The sequence below is a fragment of the Kribbella capetownensis genome (assembly GCF_004331485.1).
GTDB lineage: Bacteria > Actinomycetota > Actinomycetes > Propionibacteriales > Kribbellaceae > Kribbella > Kribbella capetownensis.
Map to the genome: position 1 here is coordinate 22,945 of NZ_SJKD01000019.1, position 15,975 is coordinate 38,919.

20 protein-coding genes are annotated in these 15,975 nt (G+C 66.6%); 8 read left to right on the forward strand and 12 right to left on the reverse strand.

Translation table 11 applies throughout. The features are described 5' to 3' along the window. Positions 1-32 precede the first annotated feature (32 nt). A complete protein-coding gene (locus E0H75_RS42215) occupies positions 33-287 on the reverse strand; it encodes a type II toxin-antitoxin system RelE family toxin (protein WP_131519364.1) in 255 nt (84 codons plus the stop codon). Then, complete coding sequence (locus E0H75_RS42220) at positions 284-571, reverse strand: type II toxin-antitoxin system Phd/YefM family antitoxin (protein WP_131519365.1); 288 nt, start codon at positions 569-571, stop codon at positions 284-286. Before E0H75_RS42220 ends, E0H75_RS42215 begins: the two co-directional genes overlap by 4 nt. A gap of 120 nt (positions 572-691) precedes the next feature. Here E0H75_RS42220 and E0H75_RS42225 point away from each other — a divergent pair, with 120 nt between their 5' ends. From E0H75_RS42225 to E0H75_RS42250, 6 genes are all read left to right on the forward strand, one after another. Beyond that, positions 692-1,744, forward strand: coding sequence for a hypothetical protein (locus E0H75_RS42225; protein WP_131519366.1), 1,053 nt, complete (start codon positions 692-694; stop codon positions 1,742-1,744). Then, complete coding sequence (locus tag E0H75_RS42230) at positions 1,741-2,046, forward strand: DUF4326 domain-containing protein (protein ID WP_131519367.1); 306 nt, start codon at positions 1,741-1,743, stop codon at positions 2,044-2,046. The genes E0H75_RS42225 and E0H75_RS42230 overlap by 4 nt, the downstream gene beginning before the upstream one ends. Before the next feature lie 110 nt (positions 2,047-2,156). Beyond that, positions 2,157-2,513 carry a hypothetical protein gene (locus E0H75_RS42235; RefSeq protein WP_131519368.1) on the forward strand — a complete coding sequence of 119 codons (357 nt, stop codon included), beginning with the start codon at positions 2,157-2,159 and terminating at the stop codon, positions 2,511-2,513. After that, a complete protein-coding gene (locus tag E0H75_RS42240; protein ID WP_131519369.1) occupies positions 2,510-2,746 on the forward strand; it encodes a hypothetical protein in 237 nt (78 codons plus the stop codon). The genes E0H75_RS42235 and E0H75_RS42240 overlap by 4 nt, the downstream gene beginning before the upstream one ends. After that, positions 2,743-2,934 (forward strand): hypothetical protein, encoded by a 192-nt coding sequence (locus E0H75_RS42245; protein WP_131519370.1) that lies wholly within the window; start codon positions 2,743-2,745, stop codon positions 2,932-2,934. The genes E0H75_RS42240 and E0H75_RS42245 overlap by 4 nt, the downstream gene beginning before the upstream one ends. Next, positions 2,931-3,161, forward strand: coding sequence for a hypothetical protein (locus tag E0H75_RS42250; protein ID WP_131519371.1), 231 nt, complete (start codon positions 2,931-2,933; stop codon positions 3,159-3,161). The genes E0H75_RS42245 and E0H75_RS42250 overlap by 4 nt, the downstream gene beginning before the upstream one ends. 557 nt (positions 3,162-3,718) lie before the next feature. Here E0H75_RS42250 and E0H75_RS42255 read toward each other — a convergent pair. Continuing rightward, on the reverse strand, positions 3,719-4,957 hold the full coding sequence (locus tag E0H75_RS42255; protein WP_131519372.1) for a cytochrome P450: 1,239 nt from the start codon (positions 4,955-4,957) through the stop codon (positions 3,719-3,721). Between the two features lie 313 nt (positions 4,958-5,270). Between E0H75_RS42255 and E0H75_RS42260 the strand changes: the two genes are divergently transcribed. Further along, positions 5,271-6,023, forward strand: coding sequence for an SOS response-associated peptidase (locus E0H75_RS42260; RefSeq protein ID WP_131519373.1), 753 nt, complete (start codon positions 5,271-5,273; stop codon positions 6,021-6,023). Between the two features lie 313 nt (positions 6,024-6,336). Further along, a complete protein-coding gene (locus E0H75_RS42265) occupies positions 6,337-8,136 on the forward strand; it encodes a pentapeptide repeat-containing protein (protein WP_165554481.1) in 1,800 nt (599 codons plus the stop codon). Positions 8,137-8,235: 99 nt separating this feature from the next. On the opposite strand, the gene E0H75_RS42270 is transcribed toward E0H75_RS42265, so the two are convergent. The 9 genes from E0H75_RS42270 to E0H75_RS42305 form a co-directional block, all read right to left on the reverse strand. Then, positions 8,236-9,285, reverse strand: a complete 1,050-nt coding sequence (locus tag E0H75_RS42270; RefSeq protein WP_238163596.1) for a recombinase family protein — start codon at positions 9,283-9,285, stop codon at positions 8,236-8,238. 287 nt (positions 9,286-9,572) lie between these two features. Next, a complete protein-coding gene (locus E0H75_RS42275; RefSeq protein WP_131519375.1) occupies positions 9,573-10,358 on the reverse strand; it encodes a hypothetical protein in 786 nt (261 codons plus the stop codon). 673 nt (positions 10,359-11,031) lie between these two features. Further along, positions 11,032-12,051, reverse strand: a complete 1,020-nt coding sequence (locus tag E0H75_RS42280; RefSeq protein WP_131519376.1) for a hypothetical protein — start codon at positions 12,049-12,051, stop codon at positions 11,032-11,034. Between the two features lie 3 nt (positions 12,052-12,054). Further along, the gene (locus E0H75_RS42285) at positions 12,055-12,981 is read right to left on the reverse strand and encodes a hypothetical protein (RefSeq protein ID WP_131519377.1); all 927 of its coding nucleotides are present in this window, start codon (positions 12,979-12,981) and stop codon (positions 12,055-12,057) included. Positions 12,982-13,234: 253 nt separating this feature from the next. After that, positions 13,235-13,492 (reverse strand): hypothetical protein, encoded by a 258-nt coding sequence (locus E0H75_RS42290; protein ID WP_131519378.1) that lies wholly within the window; start codon positions 13,490-13,492, stop codon positions 13,235-13,237. Positions 13,493-13,770: 278 nt separating this feature from the next. Next, positions 13,771-13,902 (reverse strand): hypothetical protein, encoded by a 132-nt coding sequence (locus tag E0H75_RS44820; protein ID WP_272948992.1) that lies wholly within the window; start codon positions 13,900-13,902, stop codon positions 13,771-13,773. Positions 13,903-13,915: 13 nt separating this feature from the next. Further along, positions 13,916-14,542 (reverse strand): hypothetical protein, encoded by a 627-nt coding sequence (locus tag E0H75_RS42295; RefSeq protein WP_131519379.1) that lies wholly within the window; start codon positions 14,540-14,542, stop codon positions 13,916-13,918. After that, positions 14,539-15,573, reverse strand: a complete 1,035-nt coding sequence (locus tag E0H75_RS42300) for a C40 family peptidase (protein WP_131519380.1) — start codon at positions 15,571-15,573, stop codon at positions 14,539-14,541. The genes E0H75_RS42295 and E0H75_RS42300 overlap by 4 nt, the downstream gene beginning before the upstream one ends. A gap of 7 nt (positions 15,574-15,580) precedes the next feature. Beyond that, on the reverse strand, positions 15,581-15,874 hold the full coding sequence (locus tag E0H75_RS42305) for a helix-turn-helix domain-containing protein (protein WP_131519381.1): 294 nt from the start codon (positions 15,872-15,874) through the stop codon (positions 15,581-15,583). Between the last annotated feature and the right edge of the window lie 101 nt (positions 15,875-15,975).

Below are 15,975 nucleotides of genomic sequence, written 5' to 3' on the forward strand. Positions count from 1 at the left end.
AGGTTCCTTTCTCGTCGTCCTGCGGTTCGCGGTCAGCGGGGGACCTTGCCGAGGGACCACACCCGCACGGTGTCGTCGCTCACCTCGTACATGACCCGGTAGTCCTCGATGTGCAGCCGGTAGATCAGGCTGCCGCCGAGGTGCACGCTGTCTTCTGGTTCGGGGTCGCGGGCGAGTGAGTTGACCAGCGCCATCACCCGCCGCGCCATGATCCGGTCTGTTGCGATGAGGTCTTTGAACCCGGCCAGGTAGCCCTGCTCGAAGAGCAGGTGCCGCTCCTGGCTCACCGAGTCTGGTCCGCGGCGGCGTCAGCCTCGTCCAGCCACTGGTTCATCTGGCGCTGCGCGTCCTCGTTGCTCACCCACACCGGTCCTCTGGCCTTGATCGCCTCGATCTCGGCCAGATCGGCGGCGTCCTCGAGTGCCTGGTATCGCGCCATGGCCTCCGGAGAGATCACGATCGCGGCCGGCTTGCCGTGGTCGGTGATGACCACCGGCTCCCCGCCGTACCGGGCCTCGTTCACCAACTCCGCCGTACGCCGCGTGGCGTCGGTCATCGTGTACGTCGACATGACACCAGCATATCCCGCAAGGTGTGCAAATTTGGGAAATTTCGAACCTCTATCAATGGGTAGCAAAATTGGCACGGCGTGTCATGTTTGGCACTGTGCCATTTGTGCCATGCTGTGGATATGACTCCTCCGATTCCGCTGTCTGAGTGGGCCGAGCAGAACGGCATCCCGCGCCGTACGGCGTACAACTGGGCCAAGAACGGGACGCTCCCGGTTCCGTTCCACCGAAGCATCACAGGGCGGATCACGGTCCTGGTCGACGACGAGGACCAGGCCGATGCCGACCGGCTGCACCCGTTCAGCCAGGCGTACGCCGAGGCACTGAATCTGCCCGCCAGCGTCTACACCGGCGCCAACTACTACTCGCAGGTGCTCGAGGCGTGGGGACGCAACCTGTACGACACCGTCGATCTCGAGCTGCGCCCGGCCGTGCTGCACCTGGCGCTCCCGGCGGCCTGCAACCGGCCGAAGCGGGACGTGTTCTTCCGGCTGGCCGACTGGCTCGGCCGGATCGAGCCGGCGGCCTGGTTCGCCGACACCGGTTTTCTGCGGGCCGCCTGGATGCTGCGGGACCGGCCGGTCATCAAGGACGCCGACAGCTTCCTGCGCGGCTGGCCGACTGGTGCGCACTCGTTCAAGTGGCGCGACGAGCTGGACCGGGTGGTGGAGGAGTACGCCGAGCAGAACGCAGCGAGTCCCGACGACGAGGAGCCTGCGCTGGAGCTGGTCGCCGAGTACGGCCTGATCGCGCTGGACAACTCCGGGTTCGTCTGGCGCCGCGAGTCGATGCGCAACGCCATGGAGCCGCTGGCCCGGGAACGCGCCGGCGACAAGACCGTGAAGGTCCTCGGCCCGGATCGGGGCGACCTGTGGGACCTGAAGGCCCTGCTCAACGAGCCGATGTACACAGCGGTCCGTCCGGCTGCCCGCGCGACCGCGCGCCTGCTGTGTGCTCAGACCGGCGTGGCTCCGGACGACCCCGCCCCGGCCGATGGGCATCCGATCTACGAACTCGCCTACCCGGCGTGCAAGGCCGCCGTCCGGGCCGCGATCGCACCCCTGGTGCACTCGTCGCACGTGCGAGAGATGGACGCGTTCCGGCTGATCGCGCTGGGCAAACCGTTCCCCGAGCTGCCGACCTGGCTGCGGCCGGCCGAGCAGGACATCTCATGACTGCGACGGCATCGGATCACCGGGTGAGGCTGTCCCGGGTAGCCGGTGCCCGGCTCCCGGCCGATGCCGCGTCGGTCGCCTGGCCGACGAAGTGGCACAACCCGCACAAGCCCGCTCGGCGGTCGCCGGAGGCAAACGCGGCCGCCGTCGCGGCGTACCGCGGGCACCTGCGCGAGCATCCCGAATTGGTCGCGGCCGCCAGGGTCGAGCTGGCCGGCAAACGGCTGGCGTGCTGGTGCCCGCTCGAGCTGCCGTGCCACGCCGACGTCTTGGCCGAGGTCCGCGACGGCCTCGACCCCTGACCCGTCGTCCGGACTGTCGGTCCGGTGCGACACCGTGAACGATGAAGCAAGGCGGCCGGGACCGCCAGTAACGGCCCCGGCCTCTCGACAACACTACGAGAGGACCACCGATGAGCAGTGATGAAGAGCTGGTGAAGCTGGCTGACGACGTCTACGAGTGCGTGCGGGCTCTGAACCACGGCACGTTCCGGACGACGCCGGCGCCGCTGGTGTATTCGCTGACCGGCAATCTGAAGGCGGCCGGGTGGGGACTCGCCCAGCTCGCCGAGCAGCTCGGCGCCGGCCTGCGCCGGTCCCTGGACGAGTACAACGTGTACGACAACAACCGAGACCCGGCCGCCAGCGTCGACCAGGCTCAGGCGCACCTGGAGCGCGCCGCCCAGCTCGCCCGCGAGCTGGCACAGGCCTTCGAGAACGCACAGGCCGCGATCAACCAGCAGGGCTACAACACGGAGGATAAGGCGTGAGCGAGCTACCGACCTGGAACGAGATCGCCGGGCACGCGTTGGCCTCATTGAACGAGGCCCGGCTCGGGCTCAGCAACGCCCGAGACTGGATGAACTCCGACTGGTCCGACGGGCACGGACCAGCCGACCACGAGAAGCGGCACGAGGCCGCCCAGCTGATCCGCGAAGCGAAGCAGCTCATCGAGCAGGCGAAGGACGCCCTTCGCGCAAGCGCGGAGCGGGTGGCCCGATGAGCCAGGTCATCGCCCGCGCCACGTACCGGAATCCGTGGGCCGACGCATACCGCTCCCTGGTGACCGAGCAGCCTGGCCGTGATCACCGCTTCGAGCTGGTGCGTGTCGCGAGCGCCGTCAGCTGGGACAGCGGAGAACGGCTGACGGAGGACGAGATCCGGGAACGAGTGGAGGTGCTCACGCGATGACCGGCAACCCCCGCCGTACCGGGCTGCTCGTGCTTGGAATCTGGATGCTCGGGATCAGCGTGCCGGCGCTGTTCATCCGTGGTCTGCACGGTTGGCAGGTCTGGGGCATCCCCGGCCCGGTGCTCTACATCGCCGTCATTGTCGGCGGCCTGCTCACACTCGTGCTGGCAGCCCGGGCCCGGCCGTCACGAACGGCCGAGAATCCGGGGACCCCGGAAGGCGACTGACAGACCGTCACCACCGCGAGGCCCCCGAACCTCAAGCTCGGGGGCCTCACTGATCAGAGGTCGTCAGATCCCGCCTTGTCTCACCGACGGGCGAGCAGCTCGCCCTGGAGCAGTTGGCGGCCTTCAGCTTGTTGGCGCGCTGGGTGGATCAGGCCGACATCGAGCAACCGTAACCGAGTGGCTCCCACCGACCGACGCCTTCCAAGAGATGCCGCAGCCGTTCACCATGATCGAGGCCGCGTTCTATGCCGATCCCTGGTGTTTGACCAGCGCAGATGGCCAGATCGCCCTGAGTACCGTCCAGCGGTACCTGCGCGACAGCGCGGCCAGGTTCGACCGTGGGCATCCATCCCGATGATCGGTGAAGACCGAGGGACCTGCGCCAGATCTCGTCCTGGGTGGCGATCCCCGCGGTCCCGACCTGTTCGTGCGCTAGATCGCGGAGGCGATCAGCGGCAGCCGCGGCACGGTGCGCCGCGCACTCACCGTCACTTGACGCCGTACAGCGAAGGACCCCGACCGCATTGGTCGGGGTCCTTCCGCGCAGGGCGCAGAGGTCACCAGGTGACGCGCAACTCGGTCAGGCCGCGGAAGAAGTAGTCCGGGCGCCATTCCGGATCGCCAACGAGCGTGGCTTTGGGGAGTCTGGTGGCCGCGACGCGTGCCGCGGTGCGGATCTCGTAGCGGGCCATCGTCGCGCCGGGACAAAGGTGGGGACCCTTGCCGAAGGCAACGTGCTGCTTCGCGTTCGGCCGGTCGACGACGAACTGGTCTGCGTTGGGGAACACGTGCTCGTCGCGGTTCGCGGAGGCGAACATCAGCAGTAACGGTGTGCCGGCCGGGAGGTCGGTGCCACTGATGGTGACGGGCTTGGTGGTGACGCGCATCAGGCCGCGGTGCGGCGCCTCGAACCGGAGCGCCTCCTCGGCGATGTGCTCGGCTTCCCGGGGATCGGTGGCACGCTCCCACAGGCCGGGGTGGCGAAGCATGAGGTGCAGCGTGGACAAGATGCCGTTGCGGGTCGTGTCGTACCCGGCGACCCAGTGCAGCAGCATCGCGTACAGCAGCTCGTTGTCCTGCAGCGGTTCGGCTTCCCCACCTTCGCCGGCGGCGAAGGTGGAGAACACGTCGTCGGTGGGCGACGTACGGCGCTGGTCGCGCCACTCCAACGCGAACGCCTGGTAGTCGTGCAGCTGGCGCGCGGCCTGCAGCTTCTGTTCAACCGGCACTGTCGGGGTCAGGATGGCGGCCATCGAGTGGGCCCAGATCTCGTACCGGTCGTGGTAGTCCTCCGGTACGCCGAGCAGCATGCTTGTTGCCCGGCTCACCAACGGGTGGGCATACGCCGCAAGCAGGTCCGCCTGGCCGTCGCCGGCGATCCGGTCCAGCAGGGCGTTGGCGTGCTGTTCGACGTCGGCCGCCAGCGCACTCACGCGGGGACCGCGGTAGGCGCGCTGGATCGTTGTACGCATCCGTTCGTGGCGGGTGCCGTCGACCTCGACGCCGCTGGCGACGTCGGGATCCGTCGCGAACTCCGGCAGCGCCGCGATCACCTCCGGCACGTTGGACGCGACCGGAACCGGCAGCGAGCCGACCGACGAGTACGTCTCTGGATCGGACGCGATCCGCTCGATGTCGTCGTACCGCGTCACCAGCTGCACACCACCGAGCGTCTGGTTCGGGGCGACAGGGAACCGTTCGCGCATCTGCGCGAACAGCGGGTACGGATCATTGCGGTGTGCTTGGAAGGGGTCGAACTCCGGGCAGCCCACGGCGGGCATAGCAGCGTCGCTCACTGCGCTCCTCCACAGATGACGATCGCCCTCCGACGCGCCCCGCTGGCAACTCAGGTCGCCGCCCGACCGAAGGGAATTGCCAGCCTACGCTCCGCACACGCCGCCGAGCCATCAGTCACCCGTGGCGCGGCTGACGGGAACCAACCAGGTGCTCCGCCCTAGCCCCCCCGGCACCGGCGGGTCCGTGAAGCAGCGGTCACACAGAAGCGGTCGGACTGTCGACGTACCCCTGCCGGGAGTGTGTGCGCCTGCCGGGAGTGTGATTCTGCCGGCATCACAGCTGTTGTCTGTGTCGCGTGGCAGGCTGGCACACATGTGCGGTCGATACGTCTCGGTGGCCAGCCGGGCCGAGCTTCTGGAGCGGTTCGTCGTCGACGAGAACAGCGCCGATGAGCTGCGTGGCCAGGATTTCAACGTGACACCGACCAAGGACAATCCGGTGGTGATCGCCCGTGTCCCACAGGACGCCGGCGAGAACGCAGAACCGGCGCGCGAGCTCCGCGCCTTCCGCTGGGGATTGCTTCCGTTCTGGTCGAAGAGCATCCAGTCCGGCGCGAAGATGATCAACGCCCGGGCGGAGACCGTCCACGAGAAGCCGGCCTACCGGCGCGCCTTCAAGTCGCAGCGGGCGCTGATCCCGGTCGACGCCTTCTACGAGTGGCTCGAGACCGACGAGGTCGGAAAGGCCGGCAAAAAGCTGAAGCAGCCATTCGTGCTACGCCCGGCGGACAGGTCGACGACGCTGGCGCTGGCCGGGTTGTACGAGGTCTGGTACGACAAGTCGCTGCCCGATGACGACCCGAACCGGGTCGTGCCGACGTACACGATCATCACGACCACTGCGACCGACAGCGTTGGCCGGATCCACGACCGGATGCCCATGGCAATCGCCCCCGAGCACTGGGCCGAGTGGCTCGACCCCCGCAACCACGACGTCGACCAGCTACGGAGCTTCATGGCGCCGCCGGTCGACGGCAGTCTCGACATGTACGCCGTGTCGAAGGCCGTGAACAACGTGAAGAACAACGGACCTGGCCTGCTGGAGCCTGTTCCCGCCGAAGGCTGACCGGTGTCGTCCTCCCGCGCTGGTGGCTAGAAGCACCTGTATCTTTTGCGCGGTTTCGCGTATCTGACAGATGAGGAGCAGCCTCGGGCGTGGGCTGGGGGACCTCGGGCCCTGATCGGACAGCCAGAGGGGGCGAGGGGGACATGTATCTGACAACGTCCCCCGCGATCTCTGGGCTCGACCGGCCATGCGGTCCTGGACAGCCTGCGGCGATGAAGGCACCGTGAGTGGGGAGCGGCTTTCGCTCGGGGCATTCACAGGGGGACTGGTGTCAAACGAGCGGGGCAGGCGTGTCCTCGGGGTCACACCCAAGATGATGCCGCTGGTGCTGCAGGCGACCGTGGCCGTGGCGGCTGCGTTGCTCGGTGCGGTGGCGCTGTATCTCTTGCTCGCCTGGCTGCTTGAGCTACCCCGTCGACCGCAAGCCGACCAGGTCGATCAACAGAAACTGTTGGCGGACATGGTCAAGATCGCCCTCGGGCTGGCGGCCGGAGTCGGGGCCGCGGTCGCCCTGATCGTTGGTTACCGCCGCGCCCGTGTGGAGGAGTCTGCCAGTCACCGCGACGACCAGCGGCTCTTCAGCAGCCGCTACCAAGACGCCGCGGATCTCATCGGCCATGACAAGGCCGCCGTTCGACTTGCCGGCATCTACGCTATGTCGCGCCTTGCTGATGTCTGGGAAGACCAGCGGCAGCAATGCATCGACGTGCTCTGCGCCTACCTTCGGCTGCCCTACGACCCCGACCCGCAGAAAGGCGAGCCCGGCGAGCGAGAGGTCCGCCTCACCGTCATCCGACTCATCACCGCACACCTGCGACCCGGCACGACAACCTCCTGGTCTGGGTACCACCTCGACTTCACCGGGGCCGTCTTCGACGGTGGCGACTTCGGCGGCGCCGAGTTCTCCGGCGGCACCGTCACCTTCAATGACACCGAGTTCTCCGGCGGCACCGTCCACTTCAACGGCGCAACGTTCTCCGGCGGCACCGTCACCTTCCACGGCGCCAAGTTCTCCGGCGACGCCGTCGATTTCCACGGCGCCACGTTCTCCGGCGGCGACGTTGTCTTCGGCGGCGCCGAGTTCTCTGACGGCACCGTTGTCTTCGGCCAGGCCAAGTTCTCCGGCAGTACCGTCACCTTCAGCGGTGCCAAGTTCTCCGGCGGCACCGTCACCTTCCACCGCGCCGCGTTCTCCGACGGCACCGTTGTCTTCGGCCAGGCCAAGTTCTCCGGCAGTACCGTCACCTTCGGCGGCGTCGAGTTCTCCGGCGGCACCGTCTACCTCGGCGGCACCGAGTTCTCCGGCGGCACCGTCGACTTCGTCATGGCCAAGTTTTCCGGCGGCACCGTCGACCTCCACGGCGCCAAGTTCTCCGGCAGCACCGTCACCTTCCACCGCACCACGTTCTCCGACGGCACCGTTGTCTTCAACGGCGCCAAGTTCTCCGACGGCACCGTCACCTTCGGCGGCGTCGAGTTCTCCGGCGGCACCGTTGTCTTCAACGGCGCCAAGTTCTCCGGCGGCACCGTCCACTTCGTCATGGCCAAGTTCTCCGGCGGCACCGTCGACTTCCACGGCACCGAGTTCTCCGGCGGCACCGTCGACTTCAGCGTGGCCGAGTTCTCCGGCGGCATCGTCACCTTCGGCGGCGCCAAGTTCTCCAGAGGCACCGTCGCCTTCAACGGCGCCAAGTTCTCCGGCGGCACCGTCCACTTCAGCATGGCCAAGTTCTCCAGCGGTAGCGACATCGTCAGCCGTGGCGGTGACGAAACCAGCAGCCGAGGCGGCGCTGACTTCTCCGGCGGCATCGTCGCCTTCAACACCGCCGAGTTCTCCGGCGGCATCGTCGCCTTCAACACCGCCGAGTTCTCCGGCGGCATCGTCACCTTCAACGCCGCCAAGTTCTCCGGCGGGACCGTCACCTTCAACGCCGCCGAGTTCTCCGGCGGCATCGTCACCTTCGGCGACGCCGACTTCTCCGGCGGCACCGTGGACTTGGCCGACACGATGGTCAGGAGCACTAAGGTGCTACGCGATCTTCCGGACGGTCCCGTCTCCGGCCTGCGGGTTCCAGAGGATCGGGGATCCGCTCAATCATCTGCGGAGCCGTAGGACCGGGCTGGATTGGATGTCCGGCCGATCGGTTCGCCAGCGCCCTTTGTGCGACTGCTACACAGCTCACGACGTCGCGATCCGGATCGCGCACGACTCCTACTGGTGCTGGCCGCACATCCAGTGCTCGCCGCGGCGAGTCCAGCCCCGGCCAGCAAGCCACAGCACGACCGCGTCGGATTCGTACTTCGCGTCGACGGCCGCGAGCTCGCCGCCGAGCATGACGGTCGAGCCGCACATATCGCACATGATGATGCGAGCCTGGTGCGGTTGGCACCGTTCGCAGTGCCAACGCTCGACGACGGCCGTGGCGGGCTGGGCAGGATCCGGCAACAGCCAGACGGTTTCGAGGCCTTCGCGGTGCAGCTGCAGTTCGTGCTTGCTCGAGGGACGGTGCCGGCACGTCGGGCAAGCCCTCGCGTGTGGTGGCGTAGGTACCGGCAGCGGTTCGTTCGCCGTACCGTGAGTGCCTGCGGCCTCTGGTAGCTCGAGGGGAGCTGCGGCTACGCGCAGCGCGGGCGAGCTCAGTTCGGGGACGTACTTGTAGATGGTGGCACGGCTGACGCCGAGCAGCCGCGCGATCGAGGACACCGTGTTGTCGGGGTTACCGAGCAGGTCCCGGGCGTGCTGGACCTGTTCTGTGGTCATCGCCGGCGGCCGGCCGAGGCGCGCGCCGCGGGCGCGGGCGGCGTCGAGGCCTTCGCGGGTGCCCTGGACGATCATCTCGCGTATGAACTCGCCGAGGGCCGCGAAGACGTGGAAGACCAGCCGGCCGCCGGGCGTGGTGGTGTCGAGTGCCTCGTGCAACGACTTGAAGCCGATCTCGCGCCTGCGGAGGTCACCAACAATGGCGATCAGGTCCTGGAGGTTGCGACCGAGCCGCCACAATTCGGTGACAGTGATGGTGTCGTTGGGCCGGGCGAACTCGAGGCACTTCCGCAGCTCGGGCCGTTCGGCGTTCTTGCCGCTGAGCTTCTCCTGGAAGATCCGGCTGCATGCGGCCGCGGTCAGGAGGTCGAGCTGGCGGCCCAGGTTCTGATCGCGAGTGGAGACCCTGGCGTAGCCGAGGAGCATGCCACCGCCGATGACACCGAGCGGGTCCGGATCGAGCAGCAGCGCGGCGCGGTGGTCGAGATCGGTAGCGGTCACACCGCTGACTGTACGAAAAAGGGTAGGCGTGAAGTTGTTGGACACTCCGACTTTGCAACACGTTTTACGACAGTCCGGCTGCGGCGCGTCGAGGTCCTGGCCGGCCATCTGTTGGAAGTGTTGAGAAACGATCGATTCTCAACACCTGACCGCCGCACTTTCAAGCGATCGATGCCCCCACCACGTTCACTGGTACGTCCTGGTTGGGTTTGGCAGCCCCGGGCGCCAGGACGGGCCTTACCCGAATCCCTGGCCACTGTTCGACGCTCCGATGCGGTCAGGCGGTACTACGATCGCTCATTTCGGTCGGCACTCGCCGCCGCGGCATCCCATAGGCCATCAATATCCGCAACGTTGACGCCGCCTATCTGCTCTGCGGCAGCCAAAGCAGCAGAAGTGATCTGCTCCTGCGGAACCTCGGCAAGCAAGGGAGCCGCCAAGCCGGCCACCAATACCAGGCCACGCGCGAGCTCGTTGAGGGCGAGCAAGAACCCTGCCTCGTCGAAGATGCCGCCCATACGTGGTCGAGTACGCGGATCGTGATGCTGCGGTGTCCGACCTGGGTGGCTGCCGAAAGAACTGAGCTGGCGATAGCGCTCTTCGGGCGTTGGAATCGGCGCCCCTATCGCTTCTAAGGCGATGCGAACGCGTACAGCGGAGAAATCTCGCCGCCGAGTGCGTTCGTCCGCTTGCCGCCACCGCTCCATCGATACCGGCTGCGTCCTGAACAGCGCGAGCAGGTTCGCGCGCTCGCCAACAAACCTGCTGAGGCTGAGCGCCTCGTCGTAGAACCCGAGATACGCCAGTCGCAGGCCGGCGCGCGTCGTCCCGCACGAGCCCCCAACTGCATGCTCTACGAGGTGGTCGCCTTTAGCACATCCCCACCAGCAGCTGCCTGCCCGGTCCAGCCACGACAGCAAGGTTCCCAGCTCACTCACCAGGGCGGGCGCCTTCTGGCCCATGAAGGGCAATCGCTGCCTCGTCACCCCGTCACAAGCATCTTCCTGACCGCGAACGACCTGCATGAAATCAGTGCCAACGGGGAGATCTGGGGTCTTGTCGAAATCACTCACGGGAGGAGTCTTCGCCCGAACCACGCGTCGCGCCAGTAGCTACCGAGGCGATGCCCAAACCGTCTCGGCATGAACTGCGACGTGGGGCAATAACCGTAGCCCAGGGACCCGTGCTGGTGGTTGTCGGTCGGCCGGGGACGCGGCGGGCCGTTCATCGATTCTCAACACCCATGCGGCCAGAGCCTCGACTGGCAAGGGCTGAGAGTGGCCACAGCGGCGGCGGACATCAGACCGGCCTCGGCACGGTCAGCGAGCAGCCATCGGCAAAGGCAACAGGTGGTCATCCCACTGGATGACCACCTGTGCCCTCAAGCGCACGGAGAACGTCGTGTGTTACACCGTGCGCCCTATCGCTTGTTGCTTCTTCTTTTCCTCAGCCACATTACGAGTGAGATGACTGACTTTGTCAACTCAATCGCGATTAGGATGATGTGAAGCATCGCAATGAAGATGTCCACGCATGTCCATCTCCTTTCATTTGAATTTGCAACCTCACCTCCTACCTTTTCTTAGGATACGATTCGAGCTTACTGTTCTATTATATTCGCATTCTTGTTATGATGCCAAATTCAAGAATGCGCTCTCCTCCGCCTGTTCTTGCCCGGCCTGACCGTACTTCCAAGCCACTCTTCACATTGGTCAGAACTCTCGTATTGTCGTGTATCTCCTCCTCTTACTCGTCTATGAGGAGTGCGGCCGTGGTCAGCGCCATCGCCGTCAAGGTGACCGCAACCATGTCCAGAGCGCGGCGTAGGTGTCGCGTTATCCGCTTGCGGATCCGGACCAGATGCCCCCGTCGCATCTGATGTCCCGGCAGCGGGGCGCTACCCCTGCGATTGACAGAGCCCGCTGCGCTCCGGTCTTGAGGTTGGGAGTGTCCCGTGGTCAGCTCCCGACATTGCGGGCGGCGCTCAAGGGCTCGACGTTCCACATTCTGGCAACTTCCAAGATCCCTGATGAAAGATGCCCAGGGGTCCCCCTCATCCTTCGCAAGCACGAGCGTGAGCCAGGACCTGGATACGAGGGGTACAAATCTGCTCTCAGAGATACATGTGGTTCTATCTTCCCTTGCGCTGCGATCCCAACTCGATGTTTCACCGAAGAAGTCAACCGTTTCCATTGCCTGGGTGCAGGCGCGTAGGAAGGCGGGCGGCATCCTTCTGTGGGGCTCGAATGCGAGATGAACGAGCATGCGTGCAATGTCGGGGCGGATCGTCGCGAAGAGGTTCTCTTCCAGTAGATCCGCGACGACCGCGTTAGCCGTAATGGGGTCGCTGTACTCAACAAATGACACCAATTCGCGAGAGCGCCACTCGGGGAGATAGTGCAGGTAGATAACAGCGTCGCCAGCACGATCGACAACCCAGTTGTCGCTTGTGTCGTGGATGATCCAGGTAGGCCGTGATGGAGTTCGGCCGTGGCTCGGCTCGGTGCAGGCCGAGGCGCGGTCGATAAGTTGGACGAGTGCGTCATCGACGTCACCTCCATAGTTGTCTTCTCGGTCGAACGCGCGCCGCTGTCTGAGAGCTTCGTCCAGACGCGCGTGGGCGCTCTCGGGAGCGCCGCCGTAGTTGTCCCAGTTGCGCGGCGTCGCCGCCGCCAACAGTTCGGCAAAGCTGTCCTCGCCGGCACCCCCGGCCGCCCCTGAGGGCGGCCGGGCCTGCTCGTCGATGGCAGAGATGTTCTTGGTCACGTGTTAGCTCCCTAAGCCTCGGGCGCGGTCGACCTGGTCGGCCTGCTCGTCGTCCAGTAGGGCTTCGGCGGGCGAGTGGGCGGCCGGGGGTGTTGGCGCGCCTGATTCGGCCCCTTGTTGGAGAAATCGTTGGTGCTGCTTCTTCCGGGTCTTGACCTTGGAGATGCTGAGGCCCGACCGCTTCCGGGCCTCCTCCTCGGAGAAGCCGGCGGCTTTGCACACCTCATGCGTTACGTAGTCCTGGAAGTCGTCGACCGGTGCCGGTGCCAGTGCTCGTTCGATCTCGATGTTGCGGATCGCCAGGTCATCTGGACCTGGCTGGCGCTCAGCGATCTCGACTCGGTTGTCCCAGTCCGGGATCGCATCGTAGTGAACGACTTCGACGTACTCGCCCCCTCGCTCGGTGATCGACTCGGAGAACCGTGTCTCTCGGACCCAGCGGTTGTACGCGTCGGGGAAGAGCATCTTGCAGGTGTTGATGAAGTAGGTGAGCAGCCCGGCGCGTTCCGGAGCCCACTCCTTCAGTCCCCTGCGCTCGAAGAACGTGCACGCGTCGGTGATGGTCTCCTCGATGACCCGGATCTGGGCCTCCTCCGGCCAGTACGGCGGAGGAACCGGCCGTTCGAGCGGGCGCCGGCTGTACTTGCGGGCCTCGGAGAAGATCTTCTTGCTCCGTGCCAGATCCAACAGCGGGCCCCGCGTCTCGTCCAGCGCCCAGTGCGCGAACTGGTCGATGCGCCGTTTTCGCTCCTGCGGAGTCGGGGCGTGCAAGATGTTGTGGACGATCTGTACTTCAGCTGATCGCCGTCTTGCGATGTCCTCCGGAGTTTCATCCGAAGCACGTGCCGGCGGGGGCCGCTGGGCCCACGGTTGCTCTCCTGCGGACACCTCGTCGTGAGGATCCTCGGCAGCCGGCCAGGTGAAGCTCATGGTGGCTCCATGTGGTCAGGGGATGGTGGGCACCCGCAGCAGCGAGTACCTCTGGGCAGGGGCCCGGCGGAAGGGCCCACTGCCTTATAAGCAGCCGGATCCGCGGATTGGTCATCCAGATCGTGGACAACCCAGAAATTGTTCCAGCGCTTAACCGGGTAACACCAGGAACGCACTGGTCTGAACCGCACTCAGCGCAACGGACACCGTTTGCCGCGTGCCGGCGGCCGCCGGTAGCGGCCGCCGGCGGCGCTCAGCGGCCGCCCCGGTTGCCGGACCACAGGGTCCGCGCGAGCCGAATCAGGCGGTCGAGCAGTTGCAGCGTGTAGGCCTGCTCGCCCGGAGACAGGCGCACCGACCGCCACGCCAGCGCACAGATCACGATCACGAAGATCGTCACCGGCAGCAGCGCCCCCACAGCGGCCACGGCCGCCCAGTCCACGGCGGCCCTGGCCATCGTCGTCGGCTCGCTGAGCTGGACCAGCACCTGGTAGTACGTCGTACTCTGCATGTGAACCCGCCTCCGTGTGGGTCTCACAGAACGGGTCCCTCGGTCGCATCGAGGGCCCGTTCGTCTGTTCGGATCTCTTCGACGTGATCGGACGTGTCCAGTCACTGATCCGTGTCCGAGATCGACCGACCCGGTGGGCCGGCAGAGCACTTATATGCAGTCCGAACCAGGAGTTGGCGACGCCGAGGCTCACCGGTATCTGGGCATGAGGCAGGCCGGGCATTTTGCGGCGTCGACGGCGTCCGGCGGCAGGCGGTCGAAGACCGCCATGATCTAGCTCAGAGCAGCTGACTCAGACGGCGTACGGCATCCGAGATCAGAACGGGGCGGTCGTCGTTCAGCACGATGTCGATCTGAGGGACCGGAAGAACCTGTTCGGGGTCGATGCTGGGCGACGGAGGCGTGGTCATCGTGCCTCCCTTTCTACTCCTGCACCTGTAGCTGGCTGATCTGCCACGGCGCCTTGGCGCTGGCCCTGGTCAGGGTGATGTACAGGGCGTACCGCTGGGGTGTGCCGCGCCAGCGGTCGCGGCCGACCGGCTGCATGGTGACCGCGATCGTGCGATCCGCGCGGGTTGCGGTGTCGGCGGGGGCGCCGTCCTCGGTCGCGTCGACCGCCGTGCTGGTGGTGTAGGCGCGGTGCTGCACCCATGTGGCCCATTCCGCGCCGGCAGGTGCAGCGGGGCCGCCGTCGAGCTGGGCGGCGAGCGCGGGGGCCAGCCATGGTTTGGCGCGGCGCTGTGCGTCGCTGGGGGAGTTGTCGATCGCGGTGTCGTACCGATACGTCACGGCGGCGACCACGGCGGCGACCGTGCTCGCGTCGAATCCGTTGACCTGCGATGGCCGCGGCAGTCCGCCGGCCGGTGTCTTGGTGGCGTTGCCCGGCGGGATCGGCTGAGGTGTGATCGGCGTCGACGACGTACCTGGCGTCCCCGGCGTCGGCTGCGCCCCGGTAGGAGGAGGCTCGGGCTGGCGGCCGGCATCATTGCCGCCGCAACCGGCGGCGAGGAGTACGACGGCAGCGGACGCGACGACGATTCGTGTGTTCACAGGAATCTCCGGACGGTCCAGGGCAGCTTGGACCAGTAGGCGTCGGTGAGGTCGACTGGCTCGACGTTCTTGCCGGTGCGTGGAGCGTGGATCATGGTGCCGTTGCCGGCGTAGATGCCGACGTGGTCGATGCCGCCGCCGTGGATCGAGAAGGCGATGATGTCGCCGGGGGCCATGGCGGCGAGCTTGGGTTCGACGGGTCGGCCGGCGGTGGCTTGGGCGCTGCTGACGCGGGGGATCTGCACGGTGCGCCCGGAGGCGATCCAGATGGCGTGGCGGGTGAGGCTGGAGCAGTCCCAGCCTGGTCCGCGGCCGTCGCGGCCGAGGCCGGTGGGTTGTTCGAGGTCGCCGCCGCCCCACACGTACGGCGTACCCATCCACCGCGTGGCCGCCTTGACCGCGGCGACGTTGCCGGTGCCGCCGGTGGGGAGGGTGACGTCGGCGTACTTGGTCATCAGTTTGCGGATCCGGCTGATGTATTGCTGGGTCTCGACCGGGAGCTGACCAGAGATGCCACCAGCGGTCAGGACGCGGCCGATGCCGGCGTTGTAGGCGGCGAGCATCAGGTCGGTTGGGTCGCCGGCGATCCGGCCGGACTTGAGGTAGGCGTTGACCTGGGCGAGGAGTTGGCAGTCGTAGCGGGCCTGGGCGTTGATCGCGTCGGCCGGGTCGAATGGGCTGTTGATGCCGTTGCCGTTGGCATCGCGTCCGAGCTCGGCCCACGTGCCTGGCATGAACTGCGACAGACCTTGCGCCCCGACCGGGGATTTCGCGTCCGGGTTCCACCCGGACTCCTGTTCGATCTGGGCCGCGATCAGCGGAGCCGATACCCCTGGGCACACCTTGCCTGCAGCAACAACGAGCTCCTGGTAGGCGGTGGGGACTGTGCCGATCTTCAGCGCGGCATCGATGATCGAATCCAGCACGCCGGGTTGGGTGACGCTGGGTGGAGCGCATCCTGCGGCTGCAGCGACCGCTGCCACCGCCGCCGCCAGGCTGGTCAGTCGGCGGCGGAACCGTCCCCCGTGCATGCCTCGTCTACTCCTTGCTGCCGGCGGTGGCCGCGACGGTGGCTTGGGGGTCGAGGTGTTGGTCTTGGTTCCAGCGGGTTCGCAGTACGGCGATCACTTCGGACTTCACCAGCCGCCACTGCGCCTTGGCTCCAGTGCCGAGCCGGTAGCCGGGCAGCTCCGCGGCGCGCAGCTGCCGGCGCACCGAACTGGCCTCGAGTCCGAGCGCTTCGCCGACTTGTTCCGGAGTCAGGCACTCGTCGCCGTAGCGCTCGAAGAGCTTCTCGATTCCGGGGTTCACGGCAACCATCATCGTGCCCATCGGGTCACGATGGGGGCTTTCTGCAACAACATGCACCATTCCGCTCACGCGGCCTCATGGCTAGGTATTGTGACGCCCGGTGAGCAACAAGGGGTAATCCG